This is a genomic window from Devosia sp. 1635, from assembly GCF_013185955.1.
Taxonomy (GTDB): domain Bacteria; phylum Pseudomonadota; class Alphaproteobacteria; order Rhizobiales; family Devosiaceae; genus Devosia.
Genome location: NZ_JABAOM010000002.1, coordinates 830,588 through 850,016 on the forward strand (window position 1 = coordinate 830,588; position 19,429 = coordinate 850,016).

The window sequence follows — 19,429 nt, forward strand, 5'->3', positions numbered from 1 at the left end:
GATCATGTTAAGAATCGTTGTACTCGCCGCGTCCCTCTGCTTGACCACCTGGCCCGTCGCCGCTGCAGAAAAGGAAATCGCCATCGTCGCTCAGTTCTTGTCGCCCGATGGCGAGCAGCGCATCGAGCTGACCTTTGGTCGACCCGGACTTAGTTTGGCGGATTGCCGGCGCGACTACTACGCATCCCTGCGTTCGATCAAAAGCCAGATGGCCAACGGCTTTGTGCATCCTAATCTGCGCCGTTTCACCTATGTTGACGGCAGCTGCCAGGACGTAACCGGCCAGGGACGCGGATCGCCAGCAGTACGCTAGGGCAGGTTCGGCATCGTCAACGGCGACATCCACTTCTGACGACCATCGATAGACGGTCAGCTAAGGCTTAATATGGGCAAGGTTACAGGCTTTCTTGAGATCGAACGCGAAGAACCGCGTTACGAACCGGCATCCGATCGGGTGCGCCATTTTGGTGAGTTCACCATCCCGATGACCGAAGGACGCGTTGCCGATCAGGCCGCGCGCTGCATGGATTGCGGCATTCCTTTCTGCCACGGCGATACGGGCTGCCCGGTGCACAACCAGATCCCGGATTTCAACGACCTCGTTTACCATGGTGATTGGGAGGAAGCCTCGCGCAACCTTCACTCCACCAACAACTTCCCCGAGTTCACCGGCCGCATCTGCCCGGCGCCCTGCGAGGAGGCTTGCACCCTCAATCTCGAGGACACCCCGGTCACCATCAAGACCGTAGAACAGGCTATCGCCGATAAGGCCATCCGCTCAGGCTGGGTCAAGCCGCAGGTCGCAGCCCTAAAGACCGGAAAGTCGGTTGCCGTGGTCGGAAGCGGTCCTGCAGGCTTGGCCGCAGCCCAGCAATTGGCGCGCGCCGGGCACGATGTGCATCTGTATGAACGGGAGCCCAAGGCTGGGGGCCTGATGCGCTACGGCATCCCCGACTTCAAGATGGAAAAGGACCATATCGACTTTCGGGTCGAACAGATGACCGCCGAAGGCGTCACCTTCCACTATGGCGAGAATATCGGGGTTACCCGACCCTTATCCGACCTGCAGGCGCGTCACGACGCAATCCTGCTGTGCGGTGGCGCCGAAAAACCGCGTGACGTCTCTGCTGAAGGCGTTGAACTCAATGGCGTGCACTTTGCCATGCCTTTCCTGGTGCAACAAAACCGGCGCCTGGGTGGCGAGCCCATCCCCGAGGACGCTGTGCTGAGTGCCGCGGGCAAGCATGTGGTCGTTGTGGGCGGCGGCGACACGGCTTCCGATTGCGTGGGCACATCCTTCCGCCAAGGCGCCATCGCAGTGACCCAGCTCGATGTGCGCCCCATGCCGCCGGAAATGGAAAACAAGCTGACCAACTGGCCCAACTGGGCGGTCAAGATGCGCACCTCTTCGTCCCAGGCTGAAGGCGCCGTTCGGGAATTTGCCGCTGGGACGATGAAGATCATCGGCAATGCCAAGGGTCAAGTTACCGGCGTTGAATGCGCCCGCGTTGATCGCGCGCGCCAGCCGATCCCCGGCACAGAATTCGTGATCAAGGCTGATCTGGTCTTGCTGGCGATCGGCTTTGCCGGTCCGGTCCAGGAGGGTATGCTGACCCAACTGGGCGCGCAACTCGACAAGCGCGGCAACCTGTTTGCCGATACGTTCAGCTACAAAACCAGCGTAGAGAAGGTTTACACCGCCGGCGATATGCGGCGTGGTCAGTCGCTCGTGGTCTGGGCGATTCGCGAGGGTCGTCAAGCCGCTCGCGCCATCGATCTCGATCTCATGGGCAAGACCGCCCTGCCCCGCTAAACTCTGGTGGGCGGGAGCGATCCCGCCTCATCAACCTGCTTCGGACCTGCCAATGACTTCCCCGGCCTATGTTGTCGATGAACTGATTTCCGCCAAGGCCATCGCTGCCCGCGTGGAAGCTCTCGCCAAGGAAATCTCGGCCCATTTCGCCGACACCGACAAGCTTGTGGTCGTGGGTCTGCTCCGCGGATCGTTCATCTTCATCGCCGATCTCGTGCGCGAGCTCGATCTGCCGGTCGAAGTGGATTTCCTGGAAGCCTCGTCCTATGGCAATTCCACGGAATCGAGCCGGGAAGTGCGCATCCTCAAGGATCTGCGCGGGGAGATTGCCGGCCGCGACGTGCTGGTCGTCGAGGACATCGTCGATACCGGTCACACGCTCAAGCATGTGCTCGAAATCCTGCAAACGCGCCATCCCCGGCGCGTCGAGGTTTGTGCCCTGCTCAACAAACAGAGCCGTCGCGAAACCGATGTGCACGCCAAATGGATCGGCTTCGACATCCCGGACAAATTCGTTGTCGGCTACGGCATCGATTATGCGCAACGCAATCGCAACCTGCCCTATATCGGCGCGGTGCGTTTCCTCGATTAGATCAGGCCTGCTCTGAAGTGGCGATCCTAGAGCGGGCTTGCGCCATTATCGGCTGGTACTGCTTCCGGATCGATGCCCACGCCGAACGCATCCACCCGCCCCATCGGGGCATTCATCAACTGATCGAGCGTGAACGCTGGCGCGGGGCTCGGCGCACCGGTTGCCGTTAACAGATCGCCGGCGCGAGCCGGGGCGCGGTTAAGCGGGATAATGGCCCCTGCCACTTCAAGCAGCCGGATTTGCCCCAAGCCCTGAAACGGAGGCCGCAGCATCGCCGCGGCATCGGTGCCGGCGAGCGGATCGGCAACCGCCACGCTCACTCCACCACCCCGGTAAAAGGTGCGCAGTGACTGGCTGACGTAAAAGGCCAGCTTGTCCGCTCCTGCCGAGGAGAAATGGATGCCGTCATCCCGGCGCATCCGGGCGTTCTGTCCGTTCACATCTGGACCATAGGTGGCGTACTTGCCGTCCTCACCCACAAACCGTTCATAGATGTCGAGGAACTCGGCGCCGCCCGAGAAACTGGCCAGCCGCTGAATGGCATTGATCTGGCTGATCGCGGTTGAGTAATCGTTCTTGGACATCGGTGGCAGTCCGACCCACAGGACCGGCTTGCGCGCTGCACGCAGCTTTTGCAGGAAGTCGGTAATCCGCCCTTGGTAGAGGCGGCTCCACTGCTCGCTGAGCGGCTCCAGCGTCTCGCCTTCCGCCTTGATCTCCTGGCGATCATTGAGCCCGATAATCACCACCGCCAGATCGAAGCTGCCCTCGGCGATCTCCTCTTCCACCTCTGCCGTCCAGTTGAAATGATCCTGTCGCACAAAGCCGGAATCACCCACACCCTGATCGATCACCACCAGGTTTGGGTCTTCGGCGTAGAAGCGCTCCAGCGCCTTGGCGAGATCAACAGCCATGGAGTCGCCGAACACGGCCAGCTTGGTGGCATCCGCCGCTTTCTCGACGGTGGGTTTCGGCGGTGGCGCAGCTGCCGCGGGCGCCTCGCGACGCCTTTGCTGCTGCTGTGGCTCCTGGCGCGGCTGCTGGCGTTGCTCCTGCTGGCGCGGCTGCACCCGGCGCGGTTGCTCGACCGGGGGAGCAGCCTGAGGCTCCTCGCCAAACAACAGGTCAAACAAGGTGCGTCGCTTTTGCTGCTGGGCGACTAAGATGTCGGGCACAGGTTGTGCCAAGGCCGGCGCCACGTCCACGAAGATGAACATGGCGATCCACAGGGCCACAGCAACACGGACAAAAGGAGCCTTGATACGCATGGCGCTATATTAGCCCAGGCGCAGTGTCAAAACCATGGCCCTCGATGTCAGCGTTCTGCAGACACCAAGGCTTGATAAGCAGCGCGCGTGATGAAGCCGTCCGCCACCTCACCGCGGCTCGCCTGAAAGCGCGCATAAGCCTCCTGCGTGATCGGCCCTAGTCGTCCGTCCACCGCCCCGTCATAGAGCCCCAGGGCCTTGAGCGCCGCCTGTACCGCCTCGCGCTGCTGCAGATTGGGGAACACCGTGTCGCGCGGCCAGGCTGCCGCAAAGGCGCCTCCTCCCTTGAGGCGATCGGTGAGATGCGCTACCGCCAAAGCATAGCTATCGGAAAAGTTATAGCCCTTGAGCACCAGATAATTCTGCGTCAGCAAAAACTTGGGCCCGTTCTGCCCTGCCGGCACATACAAAAACACCGGCAGGCTCGGATTGGCAAAGGCCCGCCCACCGGCCCGGGTAATCCCCCGTTCAGCGAAAAACGCGATGGGCCGCATCTGGGTGCGGGACGCCAGCAAATAGTCGAAGCCCTGTGGCACCTCGACCTCAAAGCCCCAGTCTACTCCCGGCTGGTAACCGAGCGCGCGCAGATAAACCGCACTGGTCCCAAGCGCATCGGTCAGCGAGTTGTGCAAATCCACCCGGCCATCGCCGTCCCCATCCGTGCCGAACTTCACGACGTTGGATGGGTTCACCTGCAGGTGCCCGATCGCTCCCGCCCAGGAGCCAACAAGGCGCTGTGCATCCAACGGTCCGCGCTGCACCAGCAGCAGCGCCGCAATCAAATCGCCCTCATCTTCCACAAGCCGCGAGCGACGCTGGTGCACAAGGGTCGCGAGCGAGCGCACCACCGGCCGGATCAGTGAGTTGTTGCCCAGCACCGTGCCATAATCGGTTTCCATGCCCCAAATGGCGCCAAGCAGATAGGGATCAACCCCGTATTTCTGCCCCACCGCACCGAACAGCGCCGCATTGCGCTCGATCGCCGAGCGGCCACGCGCCACCCGCTCTCCGGTCACCCGTCCATCGATATAGTCCCAAATGGGGGTAGCAAACTCAGGCTGGCTGGTGACCAGACCAGGGGTACGCGGGTCGGGTGAGAGCCCGTCCATGGCCGCCGAGTAGGTTTGAGCACTCACGCCCGCAGCCAGTGCCTTGGCGCGAAAGCTCGCCACAAAGCTGTCAAAGCTCTCCGCCGGTTGTCCCCATGCCGTGGACAGCCCCGCCAAGCTCAACACCAGAACCGCCAGCAGCCGCTTCATCTTTGTTCCGATCCTAGCGATTGCGCATCATCAGGTGCTTTTCCCAGTCATAGGCCGTCCGCACGATTTCGGTGAGATCGTCGTGCTGCGGCGTCCAGCCCAGCAGCGAGCGCACCTTCTCGCCCGTTGCGGTAATGGAGGCCGGATCGCCAGGGCGGCGCGGCCCTTCCTCCACCTTAAAGTCTACGCCCGACACCGATTTGACAGTGTCCACCACCTGCCGAACCGAATAGCCTTGCCCATAAGCGCAGTTCAGCGTCGTGCTCTCGCCACCCCCGCGCAGATGCTCCAGCAGCAGCGCATGGGCCTCGATCAGGTCGGTGACATGAATATAGTCGCGCACGCAGGTCCCATCGGGCGTTTCATAATCGGTCCCGAAGATGTCCATCTTGGCCCGCTGCCCCAATGCAGTCTGGCAGGCAACCTTGATCAGGTGGGTCGCGAGCGGCGTCGACTGGCCCGAACGCTTCTCGGGGTCGGCACCAGCGACATTGAAGTAGCGCAACACGCCATAGGTCATTGGATGGGCCGCCGCCACGTCCTGCAGCATCCACTCGGTCATGAGCTTGGAGCGGCCATAAGGCGACATCGGGTTGAGTGGAGTGGTTTCCACAACTGGCGCCAGTCCGGTCATGCCGTAAACTGCCGCCGTCGAGGAGAAAATGAAGTGTTTGACCCCACCCGCAACCGCAGCCGCGATCAGATCGCGCGAGGCGGCGGTGTTGTTGGCGTAATATTTCAGTGGATTGCTCACCGATTCCGGCACCACAATCGAGCCGGCAAAATGCACGATCTCGGTTATGCCATGATCGGCGATTATCCGACCGACCAGTTCTTGGTCGGAGGCGGAGCCTTGCACGAAACTGGCACGCCCATCGATGGCCCAGTCAAAGCCGGTAACCAGATTGTCCAGCACCACGACGGCTTCGCCGGCATCGGCAAGCTTGAGAACCATATGGCTGCCGATATAGCCGGCGCCTCCCGTTACCAGAACGGCCATAGATTAACTCCTGTTGGGCAACCCACTGTTGCACGATGGGGTTATGTGGCAGATGTTGCCACCCCTTCATAGCCTTTACCCTTTCGGGAGTGAACGATTGCACAAGCGCGTACGAACAGCGGTTTTTCCGGTTGCAGGTTTGGGGACCCGGTTCCTGCCGGCCACCAAAGCTCTCCCCAAGGAGATGCTCACAGTGGTAGACCGCCCGCTGATCCAGTATGCGGTTGATGAAGCGCGCGAGGCCGGCATTGAGCATTTCGTCTTTGTTACCGGGCGCAACAAGGGCGTGATCGAAGACCATTTCGACCGCCAGTTCGAGCTCGAAACCACCCTTGAGCTGCGCGGCAAATCCGCCGCGCTCGACGAGTTGCGCAAGGACCTGCCTTCGGCGGGCCACACCAGCTTCACCCGCCAGCAGGAGCCTTTGGGCCTTGGTCACGCGGTGTGGTGTGCCCGTGACATCGTCGGGAACAATCCCTTCGCCCTTTTGCTGCCGGACATGCTGTTCAAGGGCACGCCCGGCGTGCTCAAGCAGATGATGGATGCCTATGAGGAAACAGGCGGCAATGTCATCGCCGTCGAGGAAGTGCCCCATGAGGAGGTTTCCTCCTATGGCGTCGTTGCCCGTGGTCCAGGGGAGGATAATGGCTTCCGCATCACCCAGATGGTCGAAAAGCCCAAGCCCGCCGATGCCCCGTCCAACCTCATCATTTCCGGGCGCTATATCCTGCAGCCCGAAATCTTCTCGCTACTCGCCGAACAAACCAAGGGTGCGGGTGGTGAAATCCAGATCACCGATGCCATGCAGACGCTCATGCAGGGCCAGCAGTTCACCGGCGTGAAGTATGAGGGCAAGTCCTTCGATTGCGGATCCAAGAACGGCTTCCTGATGGCCAACATCGTCTACGCCCTTGACCGCCCCGACATCCGCGACGGCTTCCTCAAGGAATTGCGCAAGCTCGACCTGTCCGATCAGCTCTGAGCCTTAGCGGCGCAGGGTGACACCCAGGCTGAGCTGATGGCTGCGATCGCGGCCATCGGCAGTGCTGTCCGTCCTTGCATAGCCATAATCGACGCTTGCGGCAGTATGCGCGTTTACCCGATAATCTGCTCCGGCACCGAGACCATAACCGGTTTCCGTGTCGGCGCTCCCCTCGAAGCGGGCCGTGTGCCATCCCGCTAGCGCGCGCAGAGCCAGCCATGAATTGACGGTGTAACCCAGATCGGCGCTGGCGCTATATTGCACCCGGGTCGTGCCGCCATTGTCCGGTCCCGATGGCTGCACATCAGTGGTCAGAGCCCCTGTCAAGCGCCAGGTGGAATCGGGCCGGTAGGTGACAGCAGCTTCAAACAATTGCGCCGTCACTTCCTCCAGGTTCTCATCATCGAAACGCCGTAACGCCAAACCGGTCGAGGCGGAGGCCTCAAGGGTTTCGTTCCAGCGCCCCACCACCCCGACACTGACTGAACTATCGGTGGCATCGCGCGTCGGCATGCCAGTCTGCCGTGCAAACAAGTCACGGCCCAGATTGCCCTTCCCGAAGACTTCAAAGATGGGAGTCGCCTGGAAGCCGAGGCGCAACCCGCCATCGAGCGTCCAGTAGTTGTCGTCCTCGTTGTCCTCGACCCTCCCATCCACCAACTCGGTGGGACCATAAAGATACCGGGCGACTGCGCCAGTGACGCCGATATTAAACCTGCCGAACTGCCTTGTGGCGCCACCATTGAGGCTGCCCACCAGCGTTGCGGCGGGCTCGGCAATATCATTGGCGAGCCCCGGCGTGCTTGCCGGCTCCTGCGCGTAGGACAGGTCGGCGGCCCCGCTCAGCGCCGTAACGCTGTCCAGCGCGTAACCGCCCTCAAGGTTAAGTCGCAAGCCGCTAACATCCACCTCGTCGGTATCGGAGGGCCGGATAAGCTCCAGCTCTCCCGAGGCTCCGAGCTGGGATCTCGACCCCTCATGCTCAAGCGCGAAGCTCGGGACGAACCGGATATCGAAAGTCTCGTCATCCGTAGACTTGGTATAGGTTCCCCGCAGCGCAGTTGCCCAATCCACGTCGAAAAACGGATGCGCGGGTTCAGCTAGCCCCGCACTGCTCGCCAGCACCGGCTCGGCTGGATAAACATCGGGGAGCAGCCGCTCATTGCTGGTCTCGGAGCCATCGCCAGTGGCATGGTCAGACGCAGCCATGACCGGTCCGGCAGCCAACAGCACGCCAAGCAAGCATGCTCCTGCTGATCGCCGCCGCTGCATTTTGAACCGCACGCTCAAATCCCGCTCCACCCGCCTGTTCGCGGCGCCCGAGGGTTGTCGCTGCGGCCAACCTGTCAGTGTATGGTTAAAAAACCGTTCGGGGCGGCGTGTCGGCAACAGGTTGAACGCGGGCGTCTATGCGTTGGTTGAGGGAGCAACCTGGTCGGCTGGCACTACCCGCAGCACCGGACCATTGCTGCCGGTCACCCGCACCCGTGTGCCCTGCGGCAAATCGGGGCCGGACACCCGCCACAAACTATCGCCAAGGGCTACGCGCCCGAACCCGCCCTCAATCGGGGCTTGGAGCGCCACGACCTGCCCCACCAGGCTTTCGGCGCGCTCGTTCAATTGCGGGTGGTCGCTTTCAGGCGGGCGCGAGCGGCTCCAGCGCACCCAGACAAAGATCGCGATCAGGGACAGGCCCCCGAACAACAGCCATTGCAGCGGCCAGGAAACAGGCTGGAAGAACAGCATCAGCCCGGTGACGATACCGGCAATGCCCATCCAGACCAGGAACCCGCCCGGCACCACCAGTTCCAGCGCCAGCAGCACCAGTCCCGCGACGATCCAGGACCATGGTCCATAGCTTGCGATAAAACTGATGACTTGCATGGCCTGTTTCTCAGCTCTGGCCGGCGCTAGGCGGCCGTGCTGACCGGGGCGGTGCTGCCGGCGCACCAAACGTCTCGCGGGCGATTTCCGCAATGCCGCCAATGGAGCCGATGACGCTCGCGGCCTCCACCGGCAACATCAAAACCTTCTGGTTGGGTGAAGTCGCGATCTTGCCTAGTGCTTCGATATAGTTATTGGCCACGAAATAGTTGATCGCCTGCACGCTGCCTGAAGCAATGGCGTCACTGACCATCTGCGTCGCCTTGGCCTCCGCTTCCGCGGAACGCTCGCGTGCCTCGGCGTCGCGAAACGCGGCTTCCTTGCGCCCCTCAGCTTCCAGAACCTGCGCCTGCTTGGCGCCTTCGGCCTGAAGGATCGCGCTTTGCCGCCGCCCTTCTGCCTCGAGAATGGCCGCGCGCTTCTCGCGCTCCGCCTTCATCTGCCGGCCCATAGATTCAACCAGATCCTTAGGCGGATCGATATCCTTAATCTCGATGCGGGTGATCTTGACGCCCCAGGGCGACACAGCCGTATCCACCACCCGTAGCAGACGCTCGTTGATCTCATCGCGGTGGCTCAACAATTCGTCAAGATCCATCGAGCCCATCACCGTGCGGATATTGGTCATGGTGAGGTTGAGAATAGCGTTTTGCAGGTCGGTGACTTCATAGGCAGCCGCCGCCGCATCCAGGATCTGGTAGAAGGTGACGCCGTTCGCCGTCACCGTGGCGTTGTCACGGGTGATCACTTCCTGATGGGGCACATCGAGCACTTGCTCCATGACATTGATCCGTTTCCCCACGCCATCAATGAACGGCACGATGAGGTTTAGACCCGGCTTGAGCGTGCGGGTATACTTCCCGAACCGCTCGATGGTGTAGTTGTACCCTTGGGGTACCGTCTTTGCCCCGGCGAAGAGCACAAGCAGGGCCAGGACGCCCAGCACGATCAGCGTGATGCTGAGCCCATCAAGCGCAAATCCGTCCATCGATCCCATCCTTGGTTCCGCCTCGTGTCTTGGTCATGGACCTTAGGGGGCGCACTGGCCTGACGCAATTGGGTGGGCGGGAACAAAGCCCATCACGGACTCGTTTACCGCCAAAGTTTCCCCGCGCGCGAGTATCCCATGGCAGCGTCACGTCCCGTCTGGAAAGGTCAGCTTCGTTTGTCGCTCGTGTCGATTGCCGTCGAGCTCTATACGGCCACCAAGAGCAACGCCAAGCCATCCTTTCATCAGATCCATGAGCCGACGGGCCAGCGCATCCACTATGAAAAGGTGGTCGAAGGGGTCGGCCCGGTCGATCCCGACGAGATCATGAAGGGCTTTGAATACGAAAAGGGCGATTACGTCCTCCTTACCGACGAGGAGATCGACGCCGTCAAGCTCGACACGCGCAAGACGCTCGAGCTGACCCAGTTCGTTGGTGCCTGCGAGATCGACCCCATCTATTTCGACAAGCCCTATTTCGTGGTCCCGGCCGACGACCTGGCAGAGGATGCCTTCCGCGTCATCCGCGATGCGCTGCGCGAAAGCCAGAAGGTCGGGCTCGGTCAACTCGCTCTGCGCGGCAAGGAATATCTCGTCGCCATCAAGCCCACCGGCACGGGCCTCCTCATGGAAACGCTTCACTACGAAGAGGAAATCCGCAAGGCCGACCCGTTCTTCGCCGAAATTTCCGCCAAGAAGGCCGACCCGGACCTGCTCGAGGTCGCGACCGCCCTTATCGACAAGAAAACCGCCAAGTTCGACGCGGGCGTGTTCAAGGATCACTATCAGGCGGCGCTCCGCGATCTGATCGCGCAAAAGCTCAAGTCCAAGGGCAAGAAGGTCGAGGCCAGCGATGACGCGCCCGACGACAAGCCGAATACCTCCAATGTGGTTGATCTGATGGCCGCGCTCAAAAGCAGCCTTGAGGGGAGCAACGGCTCGGACAAGGCTCCGGCCAAAGGAACGGCAAAGACCAGCAAGTCACGCTCTACGGCGGAAAAACCCGCAGCCTCTCGCAAAAAGGCGAGCTAACCAATGGCTACCAAGTCCGACACGCTGCTCAAGGACTACCGCGCCAAGCGTGACTTCGCCAAAACGCAGGAGCCATCCGGCGAAAGTGCCGCCAAGCAGGAGCAGGCCGGCGCCCCCCTGAGCTTTGTCGTGCAAAAGCACGATGCCACCCGCTTACACTACGATTTCCGTATCGAGCTCGATGGCGTGCTAAAGAGCTGGGCCGTCACCAAGGGACCATCGGACAATCCTGCCGACAAGCGGCTGGCTGTCCATGTGGAAGATCATCCGCTCGACTATGGCACTTTCGAGGGCACGATCCCAGAAGGCGAATATGGCGGCGGCACCGTGATGCTCTGGGACGAAGGCACCTGGGAGCCGATCGGCGATCCCCATGAGGGCCTCGAAAACGGCGACCTCAAAATGCGCATCAACGGCAAGCGCATGAAGGGCGAATGGGTGCTCGTGCACATGAAAGGGCGCGATACCGCCCGCAAATCCGGCCCGGCGCGCGAGAACTGGCTGCTGATCAAGCACAAGGACGATTACGCCAAGCCCGAGGAAACCCTCACCACCCGTTTCACCACCTCCGTCTCGACCGGTCGCGACCTTGCCGGCATCGCCAAAGGGCTCAAGCCCAAGAAAGCCAGTGCTACACCGGCGGACGCCGTTTGGCATTCCAACCGCGAGCCCACCCCCGACGCGGCACCAAAAGCCAAGCCGACTAAAACCGCCAAGCCCGCTCGCAAATCATCCGCCAAATCGCTCGCCCTCCCCGAGTTCCGGCCACCCCAACTCGCCACCCTGGTTGACGAGGTGCCGCAGACCAATGGCTGGGTGTTCGAGATGAAATATGACGGCTACCGGTGTCTCGCCGCGCTGTCAGGCGACCAGGTGCGGCTCTACACCCGCAACGCCAATGACTGGACGACCCAGTTTGCCGCCATCGTTCCAGCGCTCAGTCAGGTCACCTCCGGCTCGGCCCTGATTGACGGGGAGCTCTGCGCCTTGGACGACAAGGGCCGTACCGATTTTTCCACCCTCAAGAACGCGCTTTCCACGGGCGAGTCCCTGGTCTACTTCGCCTTCGACCTGCTCGAGCAGGATGGCGAGGATCTCACCACGCTCCCGCTGACCGAGCGCAAGACCCGTCTGCAGGCGCTGCTCGGAGAAACCGGGCCCGATAGTCCCATTCAGTTCTCCACCCACGTCGTCGGCAACGGCCTGCGCGTGTTCCAGAGCATCTGCAGCGCCGGCCATGAAGGCGTGATCGCCAAGCAGGCCGACGCGCCCTATCGCGGCGAGCGCTCCCGCTCCTGGCTCAAGGTGAAATGCTCCAAGAGGCAGGAATTCGTCATTGCCGGCTGGAGCACCTCGACCAAGAAGAAATCCTTTGCGTCCCTGCTGCTAGGCACTTGGGAAGACGGCAAGCTGATCTATCGCGGCCGCGTCGGCACCGGCTTCACCCGCGACGAAGCCCAGGCCCTGCAGCAACAGCTCGATGCCCGTGCCAGCAAGACCAACCCCTTCAGCAATATCCCCCGGGCGGCCACCCGCGGCGCCAATTGGGTCAAGCCCGAGCTGGTGGGCGAAGTTGCCTTCACCGAATTCACTCCCGATGGCGTTTTGCGTCACCCCTCCTTCATGGGCCTGCGCGAAGACAAGCCGGCCAGCGAAGTTGTCATCGAAGCCCCCGCCGCGCTGCCGGCCGAGGCGAGCAAACGCAGCGCGGCCAAATCGGCACCGGCGGCCAAAGCCGAGGCTCAAGAGCCCGCTGAGCCCGCCAAACTCGATCGCGAGGCGGGCCTTGCCGCCGCCGAAAAGGCCGGGCTGCACATCACCTCGCCCGATCGCGTCATCTATCCCGGCCAAGGCGTGACCAAAGCCGATCTGCTCGCCTATTACGCCGCGGTCGCCGATCGCATGCTGCCCTATATTGCCGATCGCCCGCTCAGCCTCGTGCGCTGCCCGCAGGGACGCGCCAAATACTGCTTTTTCCAGAAGCACGATTCCGGCGGCTTTCCCGACGCGATGAAAACAGTGATGCTGACCGAAAAGGACGGCAGCGAGGTGGACTATTTCTATGTGGACTCCCTCGCTGGCCTGCTCGCCGGCACGCAGATGAATGTCATGGAATGGCATCTCTGGGGTGCCCGCAAGGAGGATGTCGAGCGGCCCGAACGCATCATCTTCGATATCGACCCCGATGAAGGCCTGGCCTTTGCCGATGTGCGCGCCGCCGCCCGGGACATCGCCAAACTACTGGAAGAGCTGGGCCTCAAGACCTATCCACTGGTCAGTGGCGGCAAGGGAATCCATGTGATCGCCCCGCTGACCCCAAAGGCGCAGTGGCCCGAGGTCAAGGCCTTCTGCAAGCGGGTGGCGCAAGTGCTGTCCGAGCGCGAACCCGACCGGTTCATCGCCAATATGAGCAAGGCCAAGCGCAAGGGGAAATTCTTCGTCGACTATCTGCGCAACGAGCGTGGCTCGACGGCCGTATCGCCTTGGTCCAGCCGGTCGCGCGAAGGCGCTCCGGCTGCCGTGCCTGTCACCTGGGAGGAACTCGAAGCCGTTAACGCGGCCAATCAGTTTACCCTGGCGTTGGCCGCCGAGCGGGCGAAACGACCCGACCCGTGGACCGGCTATTTCGATGTGGACCAGGCCATCACTCCGGCCATGCGCAAGGAGGTCGGCACCCCCGACGCTTAGGGCGCGGTTTGCACCCGCACCCGCCCAAGCGTCGTGGTCAGCACGATCGCCGAAAAAGCGAACACCACCATGCCCGCAGCCAGCAGGTGAGCGGTGCTCCAGTCCAGCCGCTCCACATAGTCATAGATGGCAATGGACAACACCTTGGTCTGCCCGGGAATATTGCCCCCGATCATCAGCACGACCCCGAACTCCCCCACCGTATGGGCAAAGCTGAGCACGGCTCCCGCCACATAGCCCGGCCGCGCCAACGGCACCGCCACCCGCCAAAAGCGCTGCCACGGACTGGCGCCCAGGCACAGCGCCGATTCCAGCGGCTCGTTGCCGATCGCGGCAAAGGCCCCGCGCAAGGGCGCAATCATGAACGGCAGCGACGACAGCACCGACCCGATCACCAGCCCGGTAAACGAAAAGGCGAGCGTCCGCCCACCCCAGAGGGCGGCGAGGCTCCCGCCTGGCCCATTGGGCCCGAGCGCCAGCAACAGATAAAATCCGAGGACAGTCGGCGGCAGCACGAGTGGCAGGGACAAGAGCGCCGCCACCGGCTCCACCCAGCGCCGGCGGCTGCGCGCCAGCCACCAGGCTATTGGCGTGCCGGCAACTAGGAGAATGGCTGTTGTCACCGTTGCCAGGGCCAGGCTCAACCCGACCGGTTGCAGGATCTCGGCCCCGTTCATCGCCCCTCACCGCTCGATCCGGTAGCCCGCCGCCTCGATCAGCGCCACTGCTTCATCGCTGCGCAAGAACTCGAGAAACGCCGTTGCTGCCCGATTGTCGGCACCCAGCTTGAGCAGCACGGCATCTTGCCTGATGGGCGTATACAGTTCGCTCGGAACAATCCACACGCCTGACTGGCCCTGCACCTGGCTCAGACCCACAAAGCCAAGCTCGGCATTACCAGTTTGAACGAACTGCAGGGCTTGGCTGATGTTCTCGCCCAAAACGAGCTTGGGCTGGAGCGCGTCATAGACCCCCAGGGACCTCAGGGTTTCAACCGCCCCTTGCCCATAAGGTGCCGCCTGCGGATCGGCAATAGCGAGCTTTTCAAAGCCACCGCCCAGCGCCGCCCGGCCGTCCGTCACATCGAGCGTCGTACTGTAGAGCGCCAGCACACCGGTCGCATAGCTGAAGACGCTGCCCTCAACGCCAAAGCCTTTATCCACCGCACGTGCTGGGCGCTCGTCATCGGCTGCCAAAAGCACGTCGAAGGGTGCCCCTTGCGTGATCTGGCCGTACAGCAAGCCCGTGGCGCCAAAGCTGAACTGCACTTGGTGCCCGGTTTGCGCCGTGAACACCGGGGCCAATTGTTCGGCAACGCTGGTGAAGTTGGCCGCAACAGCGATCCGGGCCAACTCGGCCTGGGCCGGCCCGACCAACAGCGCTCCCCAGGCGGCGACAACCAGCACCATCCGCTTCATTGCCGCCGCTCCCGTTCCTGGTGCTGCTTAGCCGCGCAGCGTCGAGGCTTCGCGCGCCAGCGCTTCGATCCGGCCAAAGTCATTGGCGGCCAGCGCATCGGCCGGCATGATCCAGGAGCCCCCGACGCAGATCACATTGGGCAGCCCGAGATAAACCTTGGCCTTGGCCGGATCGATGCCGCCAGTGGGGCAAAAGGTGATGTCGGGGAGCGGCGAAGCGAAGGCCTTGAGCACCGGCGCGCCACCCAGCGCTTCGGCCGGGAAAAACTTTAGGAAGCTATAGCCGCGTTCCGCCGCCGTCATCCCTTCACTCGGGGTGCCAATGCCGGGCAACAGCGGAATACCCATGTCGTCAGCCGCATCCAGAATACGCGGCGAGATGCCGGGCGAAACCATGAAGCGACACCCGGCATCCACCGACTGCTTCATGTGCTGGGCGGTTCGGACCGTGCCCGAGCCGACAATGGCGCCAGTAACCTTGCCCATCTCTTCGATCACCTTGAGCGCATTGGGCGTGCGCAGGGTGACTTCGAGAATGGGCAGTCCACCCGCTACCAGCGCTTCGGCCAACGGCCGCGCCTGCGCCACATCATCGAGGATGATGACCGGCACCACGGGCGCGAGCGACAAAATGGAGCGCATGGCTTGTGCGTCTTGCGGCATGGGAACTCTCACGGCAAAGGAACGATAGCACAGGGTTATGAGCTTGCCGGCCCGCCTGCAACCCCGTTGCGCAGCAAACGAGGGCGATTCGACCTATTGCGCCGAAGCTCGCATAAAAACCTGCATCCGGTGAAAGGCCAACCCTTCGGGATCGGGAGCCGCCTCGGGGTCACTGGGCAAGGCGAGCCGGCCATCGGGATTGAGCCTGGTCAGCAATTCACGTTCTAGCCGGCTGAGATCGACAATGATCTCGTAGCCCGGCCCAATGGTCAGATGCCCCGCTTCAAAGGCCCGATGCGCTTCCGTGCTGAGGCAAAGGAAATTGCTGGCCTGCAAACTGCCGCCAGCGTCGCGCGGCCGCAGGGGCGTGACCTCCAACCGCGAATGGGCACTCTCTGCCTCCGCTGCGAGTCCGGTCAGCGCGCAACGATGGCCGTAATGGGCGAGCACGCTCTGGAAGAGGCCGGCATAGCTCTCTAGCGGCTCAGCTTCGAAGCCATCAAAGGGCACCGCAGCCTCTTCAAGCCCGCGCAGCCAGTAGGCCGGGTTGCCGGGATCGTCGCTCCCGCCATTGATGTCATCATCGCCGCCGTCGACCACGTACCGAGCTTTCCGGATTGGATTGCCGGAGCTTATACGTAATTAGCCGCAGCTAAAAGCGGATCAGAATTGTGCCTCTGCGAGCACCCGGTCCACCTGGCTGCGAACCGGCGGCCGGCAGCCTTTTTCGGCGCAGTTGAGACCGGCCACCACTGCGCCAAAGCGCAGCGTGGTTGCGAGCGCCGCATCATCGAGCCCCTGCAATGCCCCTGCGCGCAGGGCGCCGGTTTCGTCCAGCCAGGTCAGGATTCCTGCCATCAAGCTGTCCCCTGCCCCCACCGTGTCGCCAAACACCGGCGGCGCATAAATCCCGACCTGCGCGGTGCCAGATGCCGTAAAGGCGCGCGATCCCTTTTCGCCCAGGGTGACCACCACCAGCTCGCAATTGGGTCGCGCCAACAACTCGGCGGCATGCGCCTCGATGCTCTTGCCCGCATCCAGCGCCTCCAGATCCTCTTCCGAAACCTTGATCACATGGGCAAGATCGAGAAAGGACGACAGCCGCTGCTTGTAGCTCTCAAAGTCATCCACCAGCGATGGGCGAACATTAGGGTCGATCGAGATCGTGGCGCCCTTGGCGACTGCCACCCGTACCACGTCGAGCCACGCTGCCGCGTCCTCGGACAGGATCGGACAAAAACCGCCGATCTGATACAGCGATAAATCCGCGGGCAACGTCGCGATCATGCTCGCCGCAGTAAATGCGCGATCTGCGCCGCGGTAAAACTCGTATTGCGCCTTTCCCTGCGCGTCGAGCGTCACCACGGCCAGCGTGGTCGGCGCCGCGACCCGCTCCTGCAGCAGGGTTTGCACACCGGCCTGCGCCAGTGGCTCGAGCAGGTAGGAGCCAAACCCATCCTTGGAGATGGGACAGAGATAACCCGTCGCGTTACCGAGCTTGGCCAGCGCGATGGCGCAGTTATAGGGCGAACCACCCGGATGCGCCTGCATCCGGATCTCCTCACCCCCTTGGCGCGGCTCGGATACGAGATCAATCAGGCTTTCCCCACCCACAACAAACATGCGCGCTCCTTTGTCGGCGTTTTGCTGCCGTTCTGCAGCGCCATAGCATCTAGGGCGACCTTGTCACCAGCAGAGTGCAGTTTTGCCCCTTCTATCGATTACTAACAAGTTGACGCAAAGCGTCGATGCTGTTCAATCGCAGCATCAAAATTTCCGTGCTCGGCAAGGAGTTGGGTCCCCAAAGATCCGCAGCCGTGCGGAAACTCTGCTGGGGGATATCGATTGCAATTGCTCGCCATGCTCGTCAGGGGCATCAGCGCCATCAATTGGCTTGTGGGACAAATTCTGTCCTGGCTCGCCTTGGCCTGTGTCCTCGTATGCTTCACCGTTGTGGTGCAGCGCTACTTCTTCAACACATCAACGCTCTGGGTGCAGGATCTCTATGTCTGGCTCAGTGGCGCCATGTTCACCGGGGTGGCCGGCTTTGCCCTGCTCCGCGACGACCATGTGCGCGTTGACATCTTCTACCGCCCCGCTTCGGTACGCTGGAAGGCCACCGCAGATCTCTTTGGTGTCGTCTTCTTCCTGCTGCCCTTCATGTATGTGGTGCTGGCCTACACCTATCCCGCCGTCGCCCGCTCCTGGGGCTATTATGAAGGCTCCAGCAATATCGGGGGCATGCCCGGTCTCTTCGTGCTGAAGAGCTTTGTGATCGTCTTTGCGGTCCTTGTCGGGCTGCAAGGCATCGCCATGGCCCTGCGCTCGATCCTTGTTCTCACCAACAACGAGAACCTGTTACCCCCCGATCTGCGCTACGGCGCTAACGACGTCAAGGAAGCGCATTGATGGACCCTGTATTGATCGGGGAGATACTCTCCGCCCTGATGTTTGTGGGCGTGGTCGGCGTCCTGATGCTTGGCTTTCCGGTAGCATTTTCGCTTGCCGGCACCGCGCTGATCTTTGGCCTCGTCGGCTGGTGGCTGGGCGTTTATGACCCCTCCAACTACGGCTCCCTCGCCGGCCGCTATTTCGGCCTGATGACCAGCGAAACGCTGGTGGCGGTGCCACTCTTTGTGTTCATGGGCGTCATGCTCGAGCGCTCCGGTATTGCCGAGCAATTGCTCCTCACCATGGGCAAGCTCTTCGGCAATCTGCGCGGCGGCCTCGCCCTTTCGGTGATCGTGGTTGGTGCCCTCCTCGCAGCTTCCACCGGCGTGGTCGGCGCAACCGTTGTCACCATGGGCCTGATCTCCCTGCCCGCCATGCTGCGCGCCGGCTATGATCCCAAGCTGGCCACCGGCGTGATTTGCGCTTCCGGCACGCTGGGCCAGATCATCCCGCCCTCGACCGTCCTGATTTTCATGGGCGACATGCTCTCGGGCATCAATGCCCAGGTGCAGATGGAAAAGGGCAATTTTGCCCCCGAGCCGGTTTCGGTCGGCGCCTTGTTCGCCGGCGCCATTCTGCCTGGCCTGCTGCTGGTCGGGCTTTACGCTATTTGGGTCATCATCAAGGCAATCATCGATCCAAAGTCGGCGCCGGCTACGCCCGTGCCCGAAGATGAGAAAAAGCATCTGCTGCGCGAAGTCTTTGTCGCCCTGGTGCCGCCGCTCCTGCTGATCATCGCGGTTCTGGGCTCGATCCTGGCCGGTATGGCGACCCCTACCGAAGCGGCATCGGTCGGCTCCGTCGGTGCCATGATCCTGGCGGCAATGCGGTGGCGCTTGAGCTTCTCGGTCCTCAAGCAGGCGGTGATCTCGACCGCCACCATCACCTCAATGGTGTTCATCATCCTGTTTGGCGCGGCAGTGTTCTCCGTCGTGTTCCGCATGATGGGCGGTGACAATTTGGTGCATGAATTCCTGTCCAACATGCCGGGGGGCGCAATCGGCGCCACCATCATCGTCATGTTGATCATGTTCATGCTCGGGTTCATTCTCGATACCTTCGAGATCATCTTCATCGTGATCCCGATCACAGCGCCAGTGCTGCTGGCCTTGGGTGTGGATCCAATCTGGCTCGGCGTCATGGTTGGCGTGAACCTGCAAACCAGCTTCCTGACCCCGCCCTTCGGCTTTGCCTTGTTCTATCTGCGCGGCGTGGCCCCACCGCGGGTCAGCACCGGCATGATCTATCGCGGCATCATCCCCTTCGTGCTGCTACAGATTTTGGCGCTGTTTATCCTGTTCTTCTTCCCCCAACTGATCACCTGGTTGCCCAGCATGCTGTATTAACCTGTGGTCGATCACTGACCCACAAACAAAAAGCCCGGGCAAATT

19 protein-coding genes are annotated in these 19,429 nt (G+C 62.1%); 8 read left to right on the forward strand and 11 right to left on the reverse strand.

What is annotated here, in order from left to right; all coding sequences use genetic code 11:
- Positions 1–4: 4 nt before the first annotated feature.
- The 3 genes from HRU92_RS10855 to hpt all read left to right on the forward strand — a co-directional run bounded on the left by HRU92_RS10855 (position 5) and on the right by hpt (position 2,405).
- Positions 5–313 (forward strand): hypothetical protein, encoded by a 309-nt coding sequence (locus tag HRU92_RS10855; RefSeq protein WP_172124242.1) that lies wholly within the window; start codon positions 5–7, stop codon positions 311–313.
- A 72-nt stretch (positions 314–385) separates the two neighbouring features.
- Positions 386–1,813, forward strand: a complete 1,428-nt coding sequence (locus tag HRU92_RS10860) for a glutamate synthase subunit beta (RefSeq protein WP_172124244.1) — start codon at positions 386–388, stop codon at positions 1,811–1,813.
- Positions 1,814–1,865: 52 nt separating this feature from the next.
- Positions 1,866–2,405 (forward strand): hypoxanthine phosphoribosyltransferase, encoded by a 540-nt coding sequence (hpt, locus tag HRU92_RS10865; protein ID WP_172124246.1) that lies wholly within the window; start codon positions 1,866–1,868, stop codon positions 2,403–2,405.
- Positions 2,406–2,431: 26 nt separating this feature from the next.
- On the opposite strand, the gene HRU92_RS10870 is transcribed toward hpt, so the two are convergent.
- The 3 genes from HRU92_RS10870 to galE all read right to left on the reverse strand — a co-directional run bounded on the left by HRU92_RS10870 (position 2,432) and on the right by galE (position 5,932).
- Positions 2,432–3,622: a DUF459 domain-containing protein gene (locus tag HRU92_RS10870; protein ID WP_172124248.1), complete on the reverse strand. Its 1,191-nt coding sequence runs from the start codon at positions 3,620–3,622 to the stop codon at positions 2,432–2,434.
- A 98-nt stretch (positions 3,623–3,720) separates the two neighbouring features.
- Positions 3,721–4,932 (reverse strand): lytic murein transglycosylase, encoded by a 1,212-nt coding sequence (locus tag HRU92_RS10875; protein WP_172124250.1) that lies wholly within the window; start codon positions 4,930–4,932, stop codon positions 3,721–3,723.
- 13 nt (positions 4,933–4,945) lie between these two features.
- On the reverse strand, positions 4,946–5,932 hold the full coding sequence (galE, locus tag HRU92_RS10880; protein WP_172124252.1) for a UDP-glucose 4-epimerase GalE: 987 nt from the start codon (positions 5,930–5,932) through the stop codon (positions 4,946–4,948).
- Positions 5,933–5,984: 52 nt separating this feature from the next.
- Between galE and galU the strand changes: the two genes are divergently transcribed.
- The gene (gene galU / locus HRU92_RS10885; protein WP_127754053.1) at positions 5,985–6,914 is read left to right on the forward strand and encodes a UTP--glucose-1-phosphate uridylyltransferase GalU; all 930 of its coding nucleotides are present in this window, start codon (positions 5,985–5,987) and stop codon (positions 6,912–6,914) included.
- Between the two features lie 3 nt (positions 6,915–6,917).
- Here galU and HRU92_RS10890 read toward each other — a convergent pair whose 3' ends face one another.
- The 3 genes from HRU92_RS10890 to HRU92_RS10900 all read right to left on the reverse strand — a co-directional run bounded on the left by HRU92_RS10890 (position 6,918) and on the right by HRU92_RS10900 (position 9,786).
- Positions 6,918–8,123 (reverse strand): outer membrane beta-barrel protein, encoded by a 1,206-nt coding sequence (locus tag HRU92_RS10890; RefSeq protein ID WP_172124254.1) that lies wholly within the window; start codon positions 8,121–8,123, stop codon positions 6,918–6,920.
- A gap of 198 nt (positions 8,124–8,321) precedes the next feature.
- Positions 8,322–8,798 (reverse strand): NfeD family protein, encoded by a 477-nt coding sequence (locus HRU92_RS10895; RefSeq protein ID WP_172124256.1) that lies wholly within the window; start codon positions 8,796–8,798, stop codon positions 8,322–8,324.
- Between the two features lie 10 nt (positions 8,799–8,808).
- The gene (locus tag HRU92_RS10900) at positions 8,809–9,786 is read right to left on the reverse strand and encodes an SPFH domain-containing protein (RefSeq protein WP_172124258.1); all 978 of its coding nucleotides are present in this window, start codon (positions 9,784–9,786) and stop codon (positions 8,809–8,811) included.
- 138 nt (positions 9,787–9,924) lie between these two features.
- Between HRU92_RS10900 and HRU92_RS10905 the strand changes: the two genes are divergently transcribed.
- A complete protein-coding gene (locus tag HRU92_RS10905; protein ID WP_172124260.1) occupies positions 9,925–10,818 on the forward strand; it encodes a Ku protein in 894 nt (297 codons plus the stop codon).
- A gap of 3 nt (positions 10,819–10,821) precedes the next feature.
- Complete coding sequence (gene ligD, locus HRU92_RS10910; RefSeq protein ID WP_172124262.1) at positions 10,822–13,506, forward strand: DNA ligase D; 2,685 nt, start codon at positions 10,822–10,824, stop codon at positions 13,504–13,506.
- Here ligD and modB read toward each other — a convergent pair.
- The 5 genes from modB to HRU92_RS10935 all read right to left on the reverse strand — a co-directional run bounded on the left by modB (position 13,503) and on the right by HRU92_RS10935 (position 17,210).
- On the reverse strand, positions 13,503–14,183 hold the full coding sequence (gene modB / locus HRU92_RS10915) for a molybdate ABC transporter permease subunit (RefSeq protein ID WP_172124264.1): 681 nt from the start codon (positions 14,181–14,183) through the stop codon (positions 13,503–13,505). The genes ligD and modB overlap by 4 nt on opposite strands.
- Positions 14,184–14,189: 6 nt before the next feature.
- The gene (modA, locus tag HRU92_RS10920; protein WP_172124266.1) at positions 14,190–14,924 is read right to left on the reverse strand and encodes a molybdate ABC transporter substrate-binding protein; all 735 of its coding nucleotides are present in this window, start codon (positions 14,922–14,924) and stop codon (positions 14,190–14,192) included.
- A gap of 27 nt (positions 14,925–14,951) precedes the next feature.
- Positions 14,952–15,587, reverse strand: a complete 636-nt coding sequence (gene eda, locus HRU92_RS10925; RefSeq protein WP_172124268.1) for a bifunctional 4-hydroxy-2-oxoglutarate aldolase/2-dehydro-3-deoxy-phosphogluconate aldolase — start codon at positions 15,585–15,587, stop codon at positions 14,952–14,954.
- 93 nt (positions 15,588–15,680) lie between these two features.
- A complete protein-coding gene (locus HRU92_RS10930) occupies positions 15,681–16,187 on the reverse strand; it encodes a hypothetical protein (RefSeq protein WP_172124270.1) in 507 nt (168 codons plus the stop codon).
- Positions 16,188–16,250: 63 nt separating this feature from the next.
- Positions 16,251–17,210: a carbohydrate kinase gene (locus tag HRU92_RS10935; protein ID WP_172124272.1), complete on the reverse strand. Its 960-nt coding sequence runs from the start codon at positions 17,208–17,210 to the stop codon at positions 16,251–16,253.
- Positions 17,211–17,432: 222 nt separating this feature from the next.
- Here HRU92_RS10935 and HRU92_RS10940 point away from each other — a divergent pair, with 222 nt between their 5' ends.
- Positions 17,433–17,996 carry a TRAP transporter small permease subunit gene (locus tag HRU92_RS10940; protein WP_172124274.1) on the forward strand — a complete coding sequence of 188 codons (564 nt, stop codon included), beginning with the start codon at positions 17,433–17,435 and terminating at the stop codon, positions 17,994–17,996.
- Positions 17,996–19,384, forward strand: coding sequence for a TRAP transporter large permease subunit (locus HRU92_RS10945; RefSeq protein ID WP_127754065.1), 1,389 nt, complete (start codon positions 17,996–17,998; stop codon positions 19,382–19,384). The genes HRU92_RS10940 and HRU92_RS10945 overlap by 1 nt, the downstream gene beginning before the upstream one ends.
- Positions 19,385–19,429: the final 45 nt, after the last annotated feature.